Source organism: Infirmifilum sp., from assembly GCF_049970975.1.
Lineage (GTDB): Archaea > Thermoproteota > Thermoprotei > Thermofilales > Thermofilaceae > Thermofilum > Thermofilum uzonense.
This window is the reverse complement of record NZ_JBMFLX010000003.1, coordinates 12,578-31,494: the sequence shown is the minus strand read 5'-3', so window position 1 is coordinate 31,494 and position 18,917 is coordinate 12,578. Positions and strand designations below refer to the sequence as shown.

Genomic DNA, 18,917 nt, shown 5'->3' with positions numbered 1-18,917 from the left:
TATGTTATTGGAGGTTTCTGAGGAGTTGCTCGAACTCGTCTATCGTCACCTTGCTAAATTGGAGGATGACTTGAACCTTGTCCGGCTTAACGATGGTGACGATAGCGTCTCTGTATACCCCTTTAACTAGGGGGCCAAACCTTGCTGTAACCTTCCCCTCTTTCTCGATGAGGCCGACTATTTTGTCGATGCAGTCTTCTTTCACGTTGAAAACGTAGGTTTTGGAAGAGGCACATACAAGTGTGCGCGAGATAACGCACATAAGGGCTCTTGAGTCCTATTCAAAAAGATATAATATATTTTTGTTTCGAGTGCTCCGCAGTCATTTTCGCTGAGAGTTATGTGGGAATCCCGGCTCTTTTGTTTGCTCTATCCCAGTAAAACTCAAACAGCAAGTTGAAGCTACGTCTCGCCCGAACAGATTTAGTCCACTTTTCATCGATTATTCTACCTGTAGTGAACGCCTCCTGCGTTAGCCTGAATAAGTCTTCTCGAGTAGTCTTGCCGTAAAGATACTCCTCGCGTAGCCTCATAGCCCTTTGGAAGAGCTCCCTCTCAAAAGCTTCTATTTCACTTCTGATGTCCTTTGCGTAATCCGGGTACGATGCAAGCAACTTTCTGTGCAACCTCTCGTGTATCCACCAGTAAGCCTCAGGGTTGTAGCGATTCTCCGGTCTAGGACCAAGGTCGGGGAGACCAGCCTCGAGGAAGACAGGCTTATAGAGCGATATGCATGGTGAGGATGTTCCCGTGACGAATATGATTGGCGTCTTCTCGTAGAGAAGTGCTATCATCGAGTTCGCGGTCTGGCTTGGCCTTGTAGGTCCCCCGGCATGCATGCATATATCCCGCATCGATCCTCGTATCGGTGAATAGTTTGCGTTTACGGTGTGGCTTCTCAAAAGACGGCTTACTCCTACGAAGTCGATTGAGCCCTTATGCGCTTCGAGATAGCTCTGGGTAAATCTATGCCTTTCCCTCCCTCTAGCAATCGTGGTAAAGAATAAGTCCGAGAAATGCTTAGCAAAGTCAAAGCTCTCCTGACGTCCCAGCTTTTCCACGTACTGGGTTAAGCTACTGCTGCACCTGTCCCAGCCTTTACTTATTGAGAGAGCGTTAGATATGCTTCTTACATCCTTTACTCTCTCTGCAACCCAGTATTTTCCCGCAGTCTCGAGAACCCAAGCCTCATTAGGGTCAGATATTATGAACGAGTTGTGATAGTAGAGCTTGCCTTCTCGGCTGCAGTTTCCGCCCTGACCGTATTCCTCGATGAGCCCCGTTATGACTTTGAGAGCTTCTCCCGCCGTCTTAGCCCTTTCTAATCCTAGACGCACTAAGTCCATTCCTGTGAGTCCTTCCTTGCTATAGGGAACCTTTGTGAAGACGGCCTCGTTCCCGATAGCAACCCCGAACTCGTTTACTCCCATCTCAGCACCCCACATCCACCAGGGGCGGGAGAGAAAGACAGCATATGTCTCATTGACCTGCGGAACGGAGATATAAGTGCACTTGACGTAATCCTCCTCGTGTCTTTGCCTGGGTATAATCTCTATGTACTGGGCCTCGTTGGGCTCCCTATCGCTATTCTTTGCAAAAATAGTAACCTTGTAAGCAGTAGAATCTTTTAGGGCGACAATAGTATCGCACACATTGTGCTAAGGCTTAAGAGATATATATTTACAAGCTTTCACTTAAGTGGAGCTGAGCCTTTTTATTGGCATGCCACTTGCCCAGTTTTCAATCCAGCCCTTACAAGCACTTCTTCCGGGATTTCGGGCCCTCCGGACCATATGATCCTACCCTCGTTCATCACGTAGACTCTACTCGCTAGCCTGTTGACTAGATCAACAGCCTGGGTAGCGAGGAGTATACCCTTGCCGGCTTTCCTCAGAGAGCAGACCACTTTCAGCATAATATTAAGGTTGCCCGGGTCAATGTTGGCTGTGGGCTCATCTAGGAGGAGGTACTCTGGATCGTAAACCAGTATCGATGCAAGAGCAACACGCCTCTTCTCTCCAAAGCTTAGACTATACACTGGCCTGTGAAGTATATGCTCGATGTTGAGCAGGGAGGCTACTTCCTTTACTCTCCTCTCCTTATCTTGGGGCGGCAATCCTAGCTGGTCGAGCGTGAACATTAACTCGTCCATCACTGTAGGGTTAAACAATTGATCGTCAGGATCCTGGAACAAAACCCCTATTCTTCTCCTCGCCTCTGGCAGCTGAAGCCGAAGCTCCACGCCTTCAAGGGTTACCTTTCCCGATCTAGCGTTTAGAAGCCCGGCTAGGGCGAGTATGAGGGTTGTTTTCCCGCTACCGTTTGGCCCGAGAAGAGCTACTATCTCCCCCTTGTTGACTACAAGGCTTACTCCTTTCAAAACTTCACCGGTTGTGGGTAGTGACACCCAGAGATCCTCGCAGCCAAACACGATTTACACCAAGCAGGCGACGATTAATATAGCTGCTAAAATGACGATTGTAATTTCCCCTAAATCTGCTCTGTATGATCCTCGCTTTACTCTCAACTCTCCAAAGTTCCTTGCGGTAAACGCCAGTCTGGCCCAATACGCCTTAATAAAGCTTGCAGCCAAAATGTCTCCCACAATGCTAAGTGAGATCCTCCACGTCGGCTCTCTATTCACCGTGAATACTCTGGCTTCACGTGCAACAAGCATCTTGTCAGCCTTAAAAGCGAAGAGCGGTATGAACCTTAACGTAAAGGCTACATGTTCACCCATATCTCCTAGAGCTTTCAAGCCCCTCAGCCCGTTTAAGAGTCCACGCCACCCCATGTAGCAGTAAAAAGCGGTGAAGACTGAAGCCGATGCGGTAGCCCTAGCTATGAAGGTTGCTGCGTCAACAGAGCCTTTGAAGTTAAGCTGTGGACTTACGTAGACTGGAAAGGAAACAATAAAGGAGAATAAGGCCGAGATTACTGTGACTATAAGCCAACTTTTCTCCTTCCTAGACGCAAAGGCTAGAACACCGCTAAAAACCACTACCGCGGCAAGCGCCAGCAAGGAGTTTGAAAAGGAGGACACAGCGGTGAGCAGTAAGCCTGCAATGAGAACTAAACTGCTGTAGCTCAAAGATGTCTCACTGCTTGAAAGCTCTTCGAGAATCCTTGCGGTCAGGGAAAAAACAATATCTTTAGCTTTCAACCCTACAACCTCGTCAGCTTAAGGAAAACAAATGCTAAGACAAGAACGACAAGCACGCCTATGACACCGGAAACGATATATCCTAGCCAGTCAGGGAGACCGGGCACGGTGTAGTCGAGCAAGGGTGTCCAGTTTATCTCCTCTGTAGTCTCGTTCAGGCCAAGCATACTAGCGGCGATGTCGAGGGGCTCGTGATACCCGATTAGGCTTGCCAAATACACTCCGAAAATTGGACTAATGACGAGTAGCAGGCCGATAAGGGTAAAAGCCTTCTTATATTTTATGAAATACTCTCTCATACTCAAGTTAATCACCCCTTGATAAGGGTGGGATGCCTGGCTTTTAGATAGGCGTATACACCAGCGGTTATAGCCCCCTCAACAACACCTAGAACAGCGTGCCATCCACCCATCACTGGAACAGTGATTCCTAGCCCATAAAGAAAGCTCGAGGATAACCCCAGCTCGACCCCGCATACAATTCCTGCTAAAGTTATGCTAAGCCAGCCCGCCAGAAAGCTCGCTATGACCTTATATTTCTCCGGGGCAAGCCTGTAGACAAAATAACCTGTGAACACAGCTACCACCCCCATGTTGAGAATGTTTGCTCCGAGGGTTGTGATACCCCCATCGTGGAATATTAGCGCCTGTGTCAACAGTACGAGAGCCATTGCGAGGTAAGCTAGCCAGGGCCCCACGAGGATTGAGGCAAGAGCCCCGCCTACAAGATGCAATGATGTGCCTCCAGGTATAGGCCAGTTCAGCATCTGGGCGACGAAGATCGCTGCAGCAAGAACAGGTAGTAGGGCTTTAGTCTCCTCGGGAGCATGCTTGGCCTTTTTAAACGCATAGAAGCCTACGGCCAGAGAAATAAGATAGGTGACCGCGCACGTTAAGGGGTCAAGGTATCCGTCGGGGATGTGCATGGTTATCGCATAACATCCTATATCCGTTTATTTATGCTTAACTCATTATAATATGTTTTGGTAATACAATAATCTAATAGATGAAAATATAAGTTTTTTCGGGAAGAATATGTCGTATGAAGAACCTTAGAGCCTGGTTCATAGCGACCCGACCCTGGTCATTTGTCATGACGGCTTCCTCTATCACAGCCGCTACGGTCTACACCTACTACCTGACAGGTATCCTAAACCTTCCATTTTTCATAGCGACACTTCTAGGGGTAACTTTGCTACATGCCTCGGCAAACGTGTTGAACGACTACTACGACACGAAACGAGGCGTTGACATCCCAGGAGCGCCTACAACCCAGTATCGCCCCCACCCCCTTATAACCGGCTTTACAACCCCAGAAAAGCTCAGGAATTTTGCTCTCACACTTTTAGCCGCCGGGCTCTTTTTCGCCTTTATACTTGCAATCTATAGAACCCTCATAGTAATCCTCCTTGCACTCTCCGGCGTGTTCTTCGTGATAGGATACTCCGGATTGTTGGGCTTGAAGTACAAGGCTCTTGGAGAACTCTCAGTCTTTCTGAGCTGGGGGCCACTCATGTGGCTTGGAACCTATTATGTTCAGACGGGCCTTCTCGACCTACAACCGGTCCTCGCAAGCATACCAATAGGCTTGCTAGTGGCTGCTGTTCTTACCGCAAACAACCTGAGGGACATAGAGTTCGACAAAAGCCGGGGGGCCACAACCCTTGAAGTTCTGCTCGGCCGTGAAAAGGGGTTAAGATTCTTCGCCTACTTTGAAGTGTATCTAGCATATATGGTTCTTGTCGTGTTGACGGCTCTTCGACTAGTACCCTTAACCGCGCTTCTCCCCATCTTAACACTCCCGAGTGCTTTCAGACTTGTGAAGATGTTCCAAAAAGAGATTCCTGCCACGGCAGACCCTATGACGGCAAAGCTGGTACAAGACTTCGCCATATGGTATATTTTGGGCTTGGCTCTCGGCCTTGTTATTAGATTCTAACCGGAGGCAATGAAGGCATGAATCCTTATCGCAATATTAACGCTAGAAACACTATAGCCATGAACATATTGGCAATTTTGAAAGCCTTGTAAGACCAGGTCTTGTATTCTTTTGTCATTAATCCCTTCGTTAGATAAAAGAGCACGATCACGAGCGGAACTATAGATAGGAGGAACCCATATGTTGTTAAGACGCCTAGAGTATAAAGGGAATATACGATCAGACCTATTATGATAGCTGATGTAATGGAGCCTAAAACCCCGGCTCTCTCGCCCATTACTACGGGAAGCATCGGGACGCTTGCTCTCCTATAATCCTCGACATAGTACGTTGCGAGAGTCCATATGTGAAGGTTGCTCCAAACGGCTACAAGGAGCATGAGGAGGACACCATGCATGTCTAGGCTTCCTGTAGCTCCTACCCATCCCCCCAGAGCTGGCATACCACCCGCAAAGCCGCCGAAGACAGTGCTCCAGGGACTTCTCCTTTTCAGGAGGTATGTATACAAGATTATATCTATGGTAAAGCCTAAAAGGCCCGCTAAGAACACCCAAAAGTTGACCATTACACCTAGAACGAGACCAATAGCAACCGCGAGAAGGCTTAGAAGAGCCCCCTCCTGCTTGCTCAGTCTACCTGAGGGAATAGGTCTCCTATGAGTCCGAAACATTAAGGAATCTATATCAGCATCCAATACCATGTTAAGCCCGACTGTGCCCGACATCGTAAAAAACATAGAGAGGAGGGTCAGGACGAGATGAGAAGGGTTAGGCTTCACGTTGCTTGCCGCCAGGAAGGCGAAGAATCCGGTCCAAATCAATAGCAAACTTTGTTTAAGTTTGAAGAAGTCGAACAGCAACTCTTTAAACGTTAGATTCATAGCGTGAGAATCTCACCTGGAGAATATTAAATTTTTAGTCTAAAATCCGCTATAATTAGGCTTTACGGCTTGATGATTAATGGCTGTTCATTATACGGGATAAGGTCATACTCCAACCTGCATACCCCTTTTTCACCCTTAAAGACGACCACCAGGCTTTCAGGCTGCCCATTCAAGGTCAACTTTATCCTGCCCGAGACAACAGAGGGGCTAGAAATCTTCGTCTCGGTTAGAGCTGCCGTAAGGGTGAAAACATCCAAGCATGTTTTGCCGCAAGTGGAATTGAATAAGATGACTTTTCCTTCAGGAATCCCTCTAATATATATCTCGGTCGAGTTCATGGCCACGTCGAGAAGCCTTAATACTAGTAGGTCCTCTACATCCCATCCTCTCCCCCTCGAGATCCACGCCCCCTCAAGATTTACAAGCGAGGTGCTCTTATTCGAGTAGAAGAGGTAGGCCTCGGGGCTCCCCTGCTTAGGCACCACGGATATGCTTGTCGAGATTTCATGTGTAGCCAAGCTCACATTACCCTTAACGAAGACGTAAGTGTCCGAGCAATTAATGCGTTCCTCGAAGCCCCAGCCCTTCCAGCTCAAAATGGAGCTCTTTGCATGCGATAAAAGGACCTTTGCGTCCTCAAAACTCGAAGTGTAGATGTAGTAGATTACTCCTGCAAGGATTATCCCTGCAATGATTGTCAAGAGCACGGGTCTCTTCACTTCCAACCATTGTTTTTATCAAGTACACTTAAATAAAATTTAAGACTAGGTGTCTATGATTTCTCGAGGTATATATGATGAGAGAGTTCCGGGAAGTCTTCTCGAAGGTTAAGGGCCTCCCCAGGAACATAAAAGTGCTTGCAGCGGGATGGCTATTATGGTCGCCTGTTCAAGCAATGTCAGGCCCATATATACAGCTCTATGTAAGCCGGCTCGGCGCAACAACAGAGGATATCTCGATAGTACAGTCTTTCCAGCAGCTTGCTAATGCTGCCTCCAGGGTAATTGGAGGATATATAGCGGACAGGCACGGCAGGAAAAAAATAATAATCATCGGGACTCTACTCGTTTCCCTTATCTACCTTTTAATGGTCTTTGCCCCCGACTGGCGCTCCTACGCTATCTTAACAGGGCTCAACAGCCTATCACTTTTCTACCAGCCTGCCCTTGAAGGAATACAAGCTGACTCTGTTATGCTCCAGACAAGGGGGCGAACCTATGCTTTTGTAAACTTCCTGAGCGGACTAGCCTCCTCTGTAGCCCCCTTGGGCGGCGCCGCAGCCGTAAACGCTCTAGGGATAGTCGATGGTGTTAGGCTTAGTTTCCTGCTTAGCGCCATAGTCGGCTTCTTCATAACTTGGATGCGTCTACGATACATGGAGGAAACCCTCCCCACAAGCGATAATCATGGAGGCTTCGTGGAAGCTTACAGGAAAGCTCTCGCTGTAATGAAGCAGCACATAACCAACTTAATACTAGTCGACGTCATTCTAAACTTTCTGGGAGGTGTAACATTCCTAGGAAACTATTACATGTATTATTACCTGGGCGTGGATAAAACTGGACTAGGACTCTTAGCCACTCTAGGAGGAGTTACAGGACTCCTGTTTACCCTTCCAGCAGGATACATAGCTGACAAGCAGGGGAGAGGCTTCTCGATTCTATGGGGGCACATCCTAGGAACCTTGAGCCTTCTTGTCTTCGTCTTAACCCCACCCCACACAAGTTACACGATGCCACTCTTGGCCTTTTCTTCGCTGATGGGTTCTCTCGGCGGCCCCCTCTACGGTATAGCCTACTCGACGCTCAGAGCAGACCTGGTTCCCAAGGAGCATAGAGGACGTGTATACGCGCTCATGGGCATCCCCCCGGTGATAGCCTGGAGCATTGGAGCAATAATAGGGGGCTGGATGTACAACGCTCTAAGTCCTCACACACCATTCGTGGCCGGCCTTATTCTCAGGGTGCTCCTCACACCCTTACTCATCGTGCTCTTTAAGTCCGTAACCCTGGTCATAGATCAGCAGCTCACAGGTAACGGATCACCGGCTCGATAACGGGTGGAGGCCTACGCTTATGATCGGTTTTCAGGTGCATGTTTATTACACGCTGTATAATCTCCATACTGATGCCGGTTTGCTTGCTAACCTCCTCGGGTTTTAGCCTTTTATCGAACAACCCGAATAGTATCTCGTCGATAATCTCGTAGCTTAATCCAATCTCCTTCTCAGCCTCGTGATCCGGCCATAATCTAGGGCTACTCGGCTTAAACGCTATTCTCTCGGGGAGACCCAGGTGCAGAGCCATTTGCCTAACGTATGTCTTGTATAGACCGCCGATCGGCAGTACATCCACGCCTCCATCGCCATACTTTGTGAAGTAGCCTATTAGGAGCTCACTCTTATCACCTGTACCTATAACTATACTGTTGTACTTGTATGCGCGCTGGTGCAGGATCGACATCCTGACGCGAGCCGCTAGGTTACCCCTCTCCATATGCGTCATCGGGCCCAACGCTTTGTCGAAACATCTAAGTATAGGCTCGATTTCTATAACCTCCACTTTTTCCCGTGTAACGCCCGCTTTTTCCGCAACCAAGAAGGCATCCTCAACATCCTCCTTAGGAGTCGCCAAGCTGGGAAGAATAACCGGGTGCAGGTTTTCACTCCCTAAAGCCTCCGCTGCAAGTAGGGCCGCCACGGCACTGTCGACTCCACCGCTCACACCTATGACGCCGCCTTTCTTACCAGCTACCTGAAAAACATAGTTTTTCAGTCCCTCGACGATGGACTTTCTCGCCAGCTCGAGGTCTATTCGGGGCAGCACAAATCTCTCGAAAACCTTAATACCGTCCTCCATATATCCCTTTCATAGATATCAATGATTATAACGAAGGAAAAGCTTCTTTCTTTCACATCTAAAAGTGGTTTATACAGCGTTGAGGAATCCGGCGGCAGGCTGACACTAAAGTTCTCCTCGGTTATCCTAGAAGAGGTTCTCGGCGAGTACTCAGAGATAACAATATCTGGGAGAGTTCTCGGCGAAAAGATCGATATAGATAAGGTGGTTATTCTTAGGCCTGGCTACCGAGAGGAGGTGGATCCTGGGGTTTTGGAAGGCTGGCTTCGCTACATTGAACAGACAGAAAAAGTAACTAACAAGCCTTAACACCAATTGGATTAATAATCCGGATGATGATTTAGCATCATATGAAGCTAATATACCTTGTACTGGATGGTGTTGCCGACAAGCCTGAAGACGGCCCGACCTCTCTTGAAGTGGCTAAGCATCCGGCGCTAGATAAACTTGCAAAGGAGGCTAAAGGTGGCCTGATGTACACGATAGGGAGGGGCATCGCCCCCGAGAGTGATGCAGCGGTAATCTCAATCCTCGGCTACAACCCTCACGAAGAATACACGGGTCGAGGACCGCTCGAGGCCGTCGGCGCAGGTCTTTCTCTCAGAGAAGGATACGAGGTCGCCTTCCGTGCAAACTTCGCTACAATTGATCCGGAAACTCGAAGAATTATAGATAGGAGGTGTGGCCGGAATCTCACAAGCGAGGAGGCACACGAGCTTGCAAAAGCACTGGACGGGCTTGATCTCGGCGTGCATCACGGCTACGCGAGGGTTGTAGCAACCGTGGGGCACAGGGCCGTGGTGATTATAGGCAGTATTACGCACAGGCTCAGTGATGCTGTTGACAACACGGATCCAGCCTACGCTAAGCATGGATATGTATCTGTAGCTAGGGCCACGTTTCAGCCCTTTGTTGCGAAAGCAGACCCTCTAGAGGACACGGAGGAGGCAAGATTGACTGCAGAGCTCGTCAACAGGTTTACAGAGATGGCTATTTCTATCCTTAAGGATCATCCCGTGAACCATGCGAGAATGAGAGAGGGTAAACCCCCTGCAAACGCTATACTCTTGAGGGACTCCGGAGGCCGTCTACCGAGGCTGCAGCCTATAGGTGAGAAGTTCGGCCGGCGTTTCGGCGCAGTGGCAGAGATGCCTGTCGAAATAGGCATTGCACGAGTCCTCAAGATGGATGTTGAGCCCGTCTCTCCTCCAACAAACGATAAAGAGTCGGATTACAGGATAAGGCTTGAGGCAACTTTGAAGCTTCTTGCCAGGAATGATGTGGTCTATGTTCACCTCAAGGGTCCTGATGAGCCGGGTCATGACGGGGATTTCAAGGCTAAGGTGGCTAGCATCGAGGCGATCGACAAGTACTATGTTGAACCTCTCCTAGCCGAGATAGAGAACAAGGATGTCGCGGTCCTAGTTACGGCGGACCATGCGACTCCTTATACGCGGAGGGCACACACAGACGATCCTGTCCCGATTTTGTACTATCACCCTCTCCTGGAGAACGATAAGCTTTCACGCTTCACAGAGAGGGAGTGTGCTAGAGGCACCCTAGGAATATTTGAGCATGGATGGAGTATGTTGCCCATGGTGTTGGAGCTACTCTAGTGTTGTAGACCTGATTTTCCCACCGTTGTCTATATTCGACTAAAAGACAAAAAATCTTTATCAGATAACCAGGGTTCTTACTCCTTCGATAGGATTACTGATACCATATGCGTTATTGCAGCGGCTAGGATGAAGATAGCCCCAGCTAGCTCGAGTATCGCTACGCTCGGCCAACCAACAGTCACATGCACAAGGTATGCGAGGGGGATCGCTGATACCCCTAAACCCAGTAGGATGATTCCTGTCTGTCTCTTACGCTGTAAAAGGAAGCTTAAACCAAGGACAGAGATTCCAAGTAAGCTTTGAATGTAGAACCATGTCGAGACAAATGTGTGAGGCCTTGTACCGCTCGGATATACTCCTATCAGCGCGAGGAATATGCCTGCTGTGAAGAGCAGTCCAGCGGAAAAAGAGTCTAGGCGTGATCTGCTGTAGGCCAAGACTCCCATAGAGTACAGTATGTATAAAATTCCCGAGATGATGAGGGTCCAGTTGAATATCCAGGGATTAGTTGCCCTGGGTCCACCTAGATCACTGAACGCGTTTCTGATTAAGCTCCACCACGTGTTCTGGCTGGCTGAAACGAGAACGCCGAGGGTAAACGCGACGAAGGCTAGAGGCCCTGCAGCCAATAGATACATTTTGATGGTTTTCATGCTCACGTGCAACATAAAATGTTTAGCATGTTAAACTTAACTTTGATAAGCCCGCAGCTCTTCCCTTCATTGTGAAAAATCTTCCAAGGTCTCTCCAAGTCTCGTTGATCGCTGTCAACGCCACCTTGTACGCGGTACTTGGCTATCTGACTTATCTTGGAGTATTCGCACCGGCCTTGGGCACGGTGAGATTCTGGCCAAGCGTCTTTGTTCCGGCTGTATTCGCAATCGCCTTCTCGCCTCTCATCGGTGGTCTAGGGGCCGCAATAGGGATATTTATAAGCGACATGATGATTCATGGAAACCCTCTTCTCAGCTTAACCGTGGGTGTACCAGCCAACTTTCTAGGCTTTTACACGGTTGGCGTCGTCTATCGTTATGTTAGGAATACCAGAAATGCACTAACCCTTACACTGATTGAGATTCTAGCAGTTTCCGCATCTCTTTACCTGGTATCTTCTCTGGGAGTTCTAGACAAAGGTTTTGTTTTCTCGGCAACACTGGCGATAGTGTTTACAATAGCCTTGACGCTTGCCTTCATGCTCATTTATAAGGGGGAGGCTTCTAGAGTAGCATTTGCCGGGTCCACAGGGCTAATACTAGGCTCAGCCGTTATAGGGATAGGCGTCTGGCTTTATAGTCAGTTCTTTCTACTGCCTACCGGTGAGAAGGGTCTTCCTCTATGGGCAGCCCTTGTATGGTTTTTGTGGACATATATCACGGAGGTACCCTTTATTGTCCTACTGGCGCCTCCTGTGATACACCTTCTCGAAAAACTAGGCCTGGCTAAGAGTGGTTAGACATGAGATGCACCAAGGCTTGGAGTCCTGCAGGGCTCTCCGCTATTTTCGAGGCAGTGGTTGTCGAAGGAGACCCGATGCGTTCCGGGGCTAGGGGTGCTGGTTTAGCCCTCGAAAAGGGTGTAATGGTAGAGGTATGCCTCTCAGAGGAGGGAGTCTATGAAACCTATCTCAATGATATTAGAGGCGATTACATTGTTGCGAGGATGGCAGCAGAAGAAGTTGCTAAGCAGGCCAAGTATACAGGTGGCTTCATAATCAAACAATGGGTCGAGGTTCCAATCGGAGGAGGGCTAGGAACCAGCGGGGCGAGCTCGCTTGCAGTAGCACTCGCTGCGTCAAGACTTCTCGACTTAAAAATTACCTATACTTCAATTGCACGCATAGCCCATAAGGTCGAGGTCTTAGCAGGTACTGGCTTAGGAACGATCTCGGGCCTAGCATTAGGCGGAGCCTGCATTGTTCTTGAGCCAGGGCCACCTGGCTACGACAAGGTAGAAAGGATACCCATAGGCCAAGACTACGTTGCTGTGGTTGGGTTCTTCGGGCCCATAAAGAAGAGCACGGTCTTGAGGTCCACAAGTTTAAACGAGATAAACAGGCTGGGCAGGAGACTTGTAGAGGAGCTTGCACGCGAGCCAACAGTTGAGAAAATGCTCGATATTTCTAAAAAGTTCTCCATTGAGACGAGGCTTGCCACAGAAAAAGTGGCTAGGGCTTACCAGGTCTTAGAAGACCAGGGTTTTCCACACGCGGGTCAAGCCATGGTGGGCGACACGGTCTTTACCGTGGTCCCCGAGGACAAGGCTGACAAGGTTGTGGAAATACTTGAAAGGCTCAACGCTAGGGTGATTACCTCGCGTATCTCCTGGAAGCCAGCCGTTCTCCTAACCTCTTGACCCTAAATCGATATTATCGTATTTCAGTAATCCCGGTAAAAGTTAAAATTCCTATATCCTCATTGATTATTAGGTGTTGTTTCTTGGCAAAAATGGTGAGGGCGCACCTGTTAATCTCAGGTCACGTGCAAGGAGTCTTCTATAGGGCTTCAATGCAGGAGGTCGCCAGACAGCTTGGCGTTACAGGGTGGGTTAGAAACCTTCCTGACGGAAGGGTGGAGGCGGTAGTCGAGGGCGAGGAGGACAAGGTATTAAAGATTATAGAGTGGGCTCACAAGGGTCCAAGGTTTGCTAGAGTTGAAGAAGTAAAGGTTGACTGGGAACAATACAAGGGAGAATTCAAGGACTTCCATATAAGGTGGTGAATGAGTTTGAGAGAGCTACACAGCGTAGCCAAAGTCATCAAGGAGGCTCTCCCTCTTCTCCGCCCCCCTCCTGAAATAGCGATAGGCGTAGAGCAGTCCCTTGGAAGGTATTCAGCTGAGAGCGTCTACTCGACGTTCAGGCTTCCTCCTCGTGGTAAGAGTGTCGTTGACGGCTACGCAGTGAGGGCAGTCGACGTTGAAGCAGCTTCCCCTAGTGCTCCCGTACCATTAGATTTGAGATCAGAACTTCTAAGACCTCTAGGAGGTGTGGACTTCGTCCTACAACCTGGCCAGGCTGCAAGGATAGAGACCGGCGCTCTACTACCTGAGGGTGCCGACGCGGTAATTCCGGTCGAGGATGCCTTTGAGGACAAAGGTAAGGTCTTCATCTTGAAGCGCGTGGCGCCATACGAGAACGTCTCATTGCCCGGAGAGGAGTACGATGCAGGTTTACCCATAATAAAGAGAGGAGAGATTGTGACACCCCCTGCAATAGCGGCGTTAATTCTCGAGGGTAGAGAACATCTTCGGGTTTTCGAAGCCACTGCAAGGATTTTAAACGTCGGCGACGAGATAGTAAGCGGGTCTTTCTTCAGGCCCTTCACGCATATGTTTGTGAAAGCCTGGCTTGAACAACACGGCTTCAAGGTATTGGAAGTGGATTTCTCGCGTGACGAGGAGGGCGACATACTCGAATGGTTGAAGAGAGGAGAGTCGTATCTCAACATCATGCTCGGAGGCACATCCATGGGTGGCCATGATTTCACTGTGAGGGCTCTGGAGAAAATGAGGCCCGAGTATATGGTACACGGTTTCGCGGTTCAACCTGGGAAAACAGCTTGCCTAGCCATAAAGGATGGTAGACCATTCATAGCTATGAGTGGTCTACCAGTTGCAGCACTCTCAACACTCGAAGTCGTCCTTAAACCCCTGTTTAGGGCAGCGGGCCTCAGGCTACCGGAATATCCAGTAGTTAAGGCTCGCCTCACGCGTAGAGTAACCGTTAAGATGGGCGTGATTGGATTTGCTAGAGTCAGAGTCTACAAGTGTGGCGAGGAGCTCTGTGCTGAACCAGTGATGCTGGGGGGCTCTGGCTCGCTGGCAAGTCTTATTAGGGGCAACGGCTTCCTTATAGTACCGGAGGGGGTGGAGGGGTACGAGGAAGGGGAAATCGTCAAGGTACATCTCTACAAGGGTGTTGATGAGTGACAAGTGAGAGAAAAATATACAGGAACCTGGTGGGGGTCGACGAGGTTTTAAAGATAATAGAGTCTTATCGTCGTCTAGAACCCCTAGGAGAAGAAGAAGTCCCCCTGGAGGAGTCTGTCGGGCGTGTTCTAAGCCGCAACGTTTACTCCCTTATAGACTATCCGCCCTACACTCGCGCGTTAGTCGACGGGTATGCCGTTCTAAGCAGTGATCTGGTCGGGGTTTACGAGGATAGGCCAAAGACCCTGAAGCTTGTGGGGAAGCTTTCGACAGGGGAGACTCGAGTACCCCACATAAGTTCGGGTGAAACCGTTGAGGTCTCAACTGGCGCGATTGTACCATATCCGGCAGACGCTGTGGTTCCCGTGGAGTACACGCACGCCTCGGGGGATAAGGTTACCTTTTACAGGAGCGTAAGCCATGGGGAAAACGTCGACACGGCTGGCTCAGACATTGCTAGGGGGGAAGTTGTAGCCTGGAAGGGTGAACTCGTTACGCCTCTCCTGGTTTCGTCACTTGCAGCTACGGGGCTTAAAACAGTCTGGGTTTACAGGCAGGCTCGTGTAGGCATAATACCCACTGGCAACGAGATAAAATACCCGGGCGAGAGACTCGAGTACGGCCAGATCTACGACTCCAACTCGCACATGATTTACGCCTTCATGAAGCTTCTCGGTGCAAAGCCAAAGATATACGAGAGGGCGCTCGACGATCCCTCTCAGATAGGCGAGTACATAGACAGGGCACTGGAGGAGAACGACGTAGTTGTAACAATAGGTGGTACAAGTGCGGGTCTAGAGGACTACACCTACCGGGCAATGTCGAGGCTAAAACCAGGGATCATCATTCATGGTGTCAGGGAAAAGCCAGGGAGGCCTTTGGTTGTTGCTCTCCACGGAGACAAGATCCTCCTAGGCCTGCCGGGCTTTCCAATGTCGTGTATGCAAACAGTCTACTTGTACCTTATCCCAATCGTGTCTAAGCTCCAAGGATTACGAGAACATTCGATCGAGGCTGTGAGGGCCGAGCTGGCATTGCCTCTGAGAAACGAGCCAGGGATAAGGTCATTTATACCCGTCATACTTGTCCAGAAGTATTCCGGAATGAAGGTTTTCCCTCTTCCCGGACATAGTGGGAGGGTCTCCTTAATTTCTCTCTTTGATGGCTTCGCAGTACTCCGCGAAGACCAGGAATATCTGCCCGCGGGATCTATGGTTGAGGTACTTTTAAACCCGTTCTCGAGGCGCCCAGAGGTAAACATTATCGGTAGCCACGATCCTCTTCTCCAAGAGGTTGTAAGCGAGACATTAGGGGCATCTGCTAGGCTCGTCAATGTAGGGAGTACGGGTGGCTTGCAAGCCGTAAAGAGCGGTATAGCGGACATAGCGGGGAGCCACCTCTTAGACCCCGCCACCAACGAATACAACATTCCATACGTAAAAAGCTATGGCATTGACAAAGTCATCCTCATAAGGGGATATCTCAGAGAGCAGGGCCTCGTTTACCGGAAGGAAAAAGAACCCGTTCGGTCCATTTCCGAGGTGATCGACAAGGGCTTAAGCTTTGTCAACAGGAATCCTGGCAGCGGGACCAGGGTTCTCATCGATAAACTCCTCGAAGATGAGGCCGCGCGGAGGGGTATAACATCCTCCAAGCTTAAAGCACAACTAAAGGGCTACACGTTCGAGGTTAAAACGCATGAAGCAGTAGCCCACATCGTGGCTAGCGGCGTGGCTGATGTTGGTGTTGCTCTGAGATACGTCGCAATAAAATATGGCTTAGGCTTCACAAGTCTCGCATGGGAGAGATACGATTTAATTGTCAGCAAGGAATCCCTTCAAAAACCCAAGGTAGCTAGGCTTCTCGAGAGAGTAAAAAGCCTCAAGGGCGAGGACATCGAAAAGTTCCCCGGCTACCGCGTGGATGGAGAGACAGGTAAAGAATACGAATTCTAATCACTCACTCCTCTCTGTACAGCGTATTCTTCAGTCAGCCTTTGGATAAGCTGGCTATACGAGTCATGCAATACCGAGTGGAGCGGCCCCTCTCTTACAAGCCTCCCCATGAATAATATGGCGGCACGGTTAGCAACCCGTCTCGCCTGGCCAGGGTCATGTGTTACGATGATCACTGTGACATCACGTGAAAGCTCCCTTATAACCTCCTCGATTTTAGCAGCGTTTACTGGATCCAAGTTAGCCGTCGGCTCATCCATCAGTAGTATCCTGGGCTTCAAAGCGAGAGCTCTCGCTATGCAGAGGCGCTGCTGTTGCCCTCCACTAAGCGTGGATGCTGGATCTCGGAGGCGGTCCTTAACTTCGTCCCATAAAGCAGACTTCTCGAGAGCCCACCTAACCAGGCTATCGAGTTCAGATTTCTTAACTGTATTGTGTAGCCTTGGACCGATAGCCACGTTATCGTAGATGCTGAGGTGTGGGAAGGGGTTTGGTGTCTGGAAAACCATTCCCGTAAGCCTCGCGAGCTGGTCAGGCCTGACCGAGTCACCGTAAATGTCTAGGCCCATCACCTCAACCCTTCCTTCGACTCTGCTTTCAGGTCTAAGCAGTATAAGCTTGTTTATCACTCGGAGTATAGTTGACTTACCGCTACCTGATGGCCCCATAATAGCGTACACGGTGTTCAAGGGAACACTCAGATTAACGTTGAACAAGACTTGTCTCTCACCAAACCACACGTTCAAGTTCGAAAGCCTAACTGCAACACTACTCATGCGTATCTCACCTCACCAACAACCCTTCTAACTAAGTAGGAAAGGGAGAGAGAGCCAAGTAGTAGGATAGCGGATGCAGCCCAAGCTAAAATCCTGTAATTGTCATAGGGTGTCTGAGCAAACTTATAAATCAAGAGAGAAACGGTATTCGAGGGTCCCAGTAGCCCGTAGAAGCCGTAGAGGGCGAAGCCCGCAGTTAGAAGAACGGGTGCGGTCTCCCCTAGAGCTTTCATATAGCCAAGCATTATCGCGGAGGCGACCCCACTCTTACTCATAGGCACTAATAAGAACCAAACGGTTTTCCATCTCGGTAGACCAAGCGAGTAGGCTGCTTCCCGGTAAGTCGAAGGAATAGACATAAGGGTTTCACGCACCTGTGTCACGATATATGGTAGTGCTGCTATAGCTAGGCTTACAGCGCCAGCCAGCATCGAGTAACCGCCGAGCGGGAGACATACGACACTGAATACGAAGAGCCCTATAACTATCGTAGGCATCTCAGATATCATCTGGACCGCTTGGCTCACAATTTTAGAGAGCTTTCCGTTACGGTTCTCGCTCAAGTAGACTCCGACAACCACACCTAGCGGTGCCGCGAACGAGATGGCTAGCCCTGTTATGAAAATAGTATTTAGAATCACGGGTCCAAGCCCTCCTATCTCGGAGCCCCCCGGCACACCCGGCGGCTTAATGAACAAGCCCAGCCCCTCCGATAGTAGAGCTTTAACACTCCAATAAATGGAGCTTCCAGCTATTAGCCCTGTAACAAGAACAGGCATGGCTGTCCCTAGAGTGACCAGCAATAGGAAGACTTTATCGAGAATATATCTTATCCTCCCCACTCACCACCACCTATCACGAGTCTCCTGGCAACCCACATCCCCAGGAGTATGAACAAGCTACTAGAAACGAGCATAACGAGTGCTGCGGCGAAGAGCGCGCCCGTCATGTAGTTATAGAGTGACGTCTCTGAGACGTAGTTCACTATCAGGCTAGAGATCGTGATGCCCGGCATGAGAGGGGAAAGCGCAAGGTTAAATGAGTTCCCCACTACCATTGATACTGCCGTGGTCTCACCCACACACTTTCCAAAGACAAGCAGCGAGGCTCCTAGGACGGCTCCCTTGACCATCCCATACTTAATCCGAAGCCTCTCATAGCCGAGAGCGCCAAGGCTGTGCATGGCCTCGATGTAGGTGAACGGGATTTTACCGTATACTTCGCTTATAATCAAAGACATGTATGGGATGTTCATAAAGGCTAGCACTATCGCGCCGGCCAGTATGGACTGTCCAGTCGGTGAAGCCGTTAAACCCCAAAACTCAATGAACTTCCTGACAGCGGGCACGACGAACTCGAGACCCCATATACCGTAAACGACCGTGGGTATGGCTGCTGCGTAGTAGAGGGCGCTTTTTATTGTTTCTCGTATAGTTATAGGCATATATTCGTAAGTGAAGGCCACAAGGCCAAGAGAGATGGGAAGAGCTAAAAGCACGGCTATCACAGAGGTGTAGAAGGTCCCGGTTAGAGCTGGTAGGATTTGATATGTTTCAGATGAGGGGGACCAGTTGGAGCCGATCAGGAAATTTATACCCTCCCTAGTGAAGGTTGTCATAGAGTTCACTAAGAGTACTAGGAATACTCCAACCACGATGGCTAGCACTATCACTAAGAATGGAAGTGAGAGCAAATTCAGGTCATCGTGTATGTTCATCTTCCTCTGACCTATAACCCGTATATAGTGATATAAAACTATCGTCATTAGAAAAGAGAAAATATAGATATAAAAAATAATT

22 protein-coding genes are annotated in these 18,917 nt (G+C 49.4%); 9 read left to right on the top strand and 13 right to left on the bottom strand.

The window, feature by feature from the left end:
- Positions 1 to 4 precede the first annotated feature (4 nt).
- From ACP5KC_RS01420 to ACP5KC_RS01395, 6 genes are all read right to left on the bottom strand, one after another.
- Positions 5 to 262, bottom strand: coding sequence for a hypothetical protein (locus tag ACP5KC_RS01420; RefSeq protein ID WP_052884144.1), 258 nt, complete (start codon positions 260 to 262; stop codon positions 5 to 7).
- Positions 263 to 338: 76 nt separating this feature from the next.
- Complete coding sequence (locus ACP5KC_RS01415) at positions 339 to 1,652, bottom strand: C69 family dipeptidase (RefSeq protein WP_428286750.1); 1,314 nt, start codon at positions 1,650 to 1,652, stop codon at positions 339 to 341.
- A gap of 62 nt (positions 1,653 to 1,714) precedes the next feature.
- The gene (locus tag ACP5KC_RS01410) at positions 1,715 to 2,431 is read right to left on the bottom strand and encodes an energy-coupling factor ABC transporter ATP-binding protein (RefSeq protein ID WP_052884142.1); all 717 of its coding nucleotides are present in this window, start codon (positions 2,429 to 2,431) and stop codon (positions 1,715 to 1,717) included.
- Between the two features lie 3 nt (positions 2,432 to 2,434).
- Entirely contained in the window at positions 2,435 to 3,163 is a 729-nt protein-coding gene (locus tag ACP5KC_RS01405; protein ID WP_428286749.1) for a CbiQ family ECF transporter T component, read from the bottom strand.
- 2 nt (positions 3,164 to 3,165) lie between these two features.
- Positions 3,166 to 3,462, bottom strand: coding sequence for a PDGLE domain-containing protein (locus ACP5KC_RS01400; protein WP_052884900.1), 297 nt, complete (start codon positions 3,460 to 3,462; stop codon positions 3,166 to 3,168).
- An 11-nt stretch (positions 3,463 to 3,473) separates the two neighbouring features.
- A complete protein-coding gene (locus tag ACP5KC_RS01395; RefSeq protein WP_052884140.1) occupies positions 3,474 to 4,088 on the bottom strand; it encodes an energy-coupling factor ABC transporter permease in 615 nt (204 codons plus the stop codon).
- Between the two features lie 116 nt (positions 4,089 to 4,204).
- Between ACP5KC_RS01395 and ACP5KC_RS01390 the strand changes: the two genes are divergently transcribed.
- Positions 4,205 to 5,101, top strand: a complete 897-nt coding sequence (locus tag ACP5KC_RS01390) for a UbiA family prenyltransferase (protein WP_273434326.1) — start codon at positions 4,205 to 4,207, stop codon at positions 5,099 to 5,101.
- A 25-nt stretch (positions 5,102 to 5,126) separates the two neighbouring features.
- Here ACP5KC_RS01390 and cyoE read toward each other — a convergent pair whose 3' ends face one another.
- Positions 5,127 to 5,981 carry a heme o synthase gene (cyoE, locus tag ACP5KC_RS01385; RefSeq protein WP_424740153.1) on the bottom strand — a complete coding sequence of 285 codons (855 nt, stop codon included), beginning with the start codon at positions 5,979 to 5,981 and terminating at the stop codon, positions 5,127 to 5,129.
- A 62-nt stretch (positions 5,982 to 6,043) separates the two neighbouring features.
- Positions 6,044 to 6,709: a hypothetical protein gene (locus ACP5KC_RS01380; RefSeq protein WP_052884137.1), complete on the bottom strand. Its 666-nt coding sequence runs from the start codon at positions 6,707 to 6,709 to the stop codon at positions 6,044 to 6,046.
- 71 nt (positions 6,710 to 6,780) lie between these two features.
- On the opposite strand from ACP5KC_RS01380, the gene ACP5KC_RS01375 reads away from it, so the two are divergent.
- On the top strand, positions 6,781 to 8,040 hold the full coding sequence (locus ACP5KC_RS01375; RefSeq protein ID WP_052884136.1) for an MFS transporter: 1,260 nt from the start codon (positions 6,781 to 6,783) through the stop codon (positions 8,038 to 8,040).
- On the opposite strand, the gene ACP5KC_RS01370 is transcribed toward ACP5KC_RS01375, so the two are convergent.
- Positions 8,012 to 8,842: an NAD+ synthase gene (locus ACP5KC_RS01370; RefSeq protein ID WP_052884135.1), complete on the bottom strand. Its 831-nt coding sequence runs from the start codon at positions 8,840 to 8,842 to the stop codon at positions 8,012 to 8,014. The genes ACP5KC_RS01375 and ACP5KC_RS01370 overlap by 29 nt on opposite strands.
- 21 nt (positions 8,843 to 8,863) lie before the next feature.
- Between ACP5KC_RS01370 and ACP5KC_RS01365 the strand changes: the two genes are divergently transcribed.
- Both ACP5KC_RS01365 and ACP5KC_RS01360 read left to right on the top strand, forming a co-directional pair.
- On the top strand, positions 8,864 to 9,151 hold the full coding sequence (locus ACP5KC_RS01365; protein ID WP_052884134.1) for a hypothetical protein: 288 nt from the start codon (positions 8,864 to 8,866) through the stop codon (positions 9,149 to 9,151).
- Positions 9,152 to 9,192: 41 nt separating this feature from the next.
- Complete coding sequence (locus ACP5KC_RS01360; protein WP_428286748.1) at positions 9,193 to 10,458, top strand: alkaline phosphatase family protein; 1,266 nt, start codon at positions 9,193 to 9,195, stop codon at positions 10,456 to 10,458.
- Between the two features lie 77 nt (positions 10,459 to 10,535).
- On the opposite strand, the gene ACP5KC_RS01355 is transcribed toward ACP5KC_RS01360, so the two are convergent.
- Positions 10,536 to 11,114, bottom strand: coding sequence for a DUF998 domain-containing protein (locus ACP5KC_RS01355; protein WP_424738501.1), 579 nt, complete (start codon positions 11,112 to 11,114; stop codon positions 10,536 to 10,538).
- A 71-nt stretch (positions 11,115 to 11,185) separates the two neighbouring features.
- Between ACP5KC_RS01355 and ACP5KC_RS01350 the strand changes: the two genes are divergently transcribed.
- From ACP5KC_RS01350 to ACP5KC_RS01330, 5 genes are all read left to right on the top strand, one after another.
- Positions 11,186 to 11,914 (top strand): hypothetical protein, encoded by a 729-nt coding sequence (locus ACP5KC_RS01350; protein ID WP_052884131.1) that lies wholly within the window; start codon positions 11,186 to 11,188, stop codon positions 11,912 to 11,914.
- A gap of 2 nt (positions 11,915 to 11,916) precedes the next feature.
- The gene (locus ACP5KC_RS01345; protein ID WP_273433883.1) at positions 11,917 to 12,813 is read left to right on the top strand and encodes a hypothetical protein; all 897 of its coding nucleotides are present in this window, start codon (positions 11,917 to 11,919) and stop codon (positions 12,811 to 12,813) included.
- Between the two features lie 92 nt (positions 12,814 to 12,905).
- On the top strand, positions 12,906 to 13,178 hold the full coding sequence (locus tag ACP5KC_RS01340) for an acylphosphatase (RefSeq protein ID WP_428286762.1): 273 nt from the start codon (positions 12,906 to 12,908) through the stop codon (positions 13,176 to 13,178).
- Positions 13,179 to 14,387, top strand: a complete 1,209-nt coding sequence (locus ACP5KC_RS01335) for a molybdopterin molybdotransferase MoeA (protein ID WP_428286747.1) — start codon at positions 13,179 to 13,181, stop codon at positions 14,385 to 14,387. It begins immediately after the preceding gene.
- A complete protein-coding gene (locus ACP5KC_RS01330; protein ID WP_273433880.1) occupies positions 14,384 to 16,342 on the top strand; it encodes a molybdopterin biosynthesis protein in 1,959 nt (652 codons plus the stop codon). Before ACP5KC_RS01335 ends, ACP5KC_RS01330 begins: the two co-directional genes overlap by 4 nt.
- On the opposite strand, the gene ACP5KC_RS01325 is transcribed toward ACP5KC_RS01330, so the two are convergent.
- Genes ACP5KC_RS01325 through ACP5KC_RS01315 form a run of 3 tightly spaced genes read right to left on the bottom strand, consistent with a single transcriptional unit; the run spans position 16,339 to position 18,883 of the window.
- Entirely contained in the window at positions 16,339 to 17,118 is a 780-nt protein-coding gene (locus ACP5KC_RS01325; RefSeq protein ID WP_052884127.1) for a phosphate ABC transporter ATP-binding protein, read from the bottom strand. The two genes, ACP5KC_RS01330 and ACP5KC_RS01325, sit on opposite strands and share 4 nt — an antisense overlap.
- A complete protein-coding gene (locus ACP5KC_RS01320) occupies positions 17,115 to 17,960 on the bottom strand; it encodes a PstA family ABC transporter permease (protein WP_428286746.1) in 846 nt (281 codons plus the stop codon). The genes ACP5KC_RS01325 and ACP5KC_RS01320 overlap by 4 nt, the downstream gene beginning before the upstream one ends.
- Complete coding sequence (locus ACP5KC_RS01315; RefSeq protein ID WP_428286745.1) at positions 17,948 to 18,883, bottom strand: PstC family ABC transporter permease; 936 nt, start codon at positions 18,881 to 18,883, stop codon at positions 17,948 to 17,950. Before ACP5KC_RS01315 ends, ACP5KC_RS01320 begins: the two co-directional genes overlap by 13 nt.
- Positions 18,884 to 18,917: the final 34 nt, after the last annotated feature.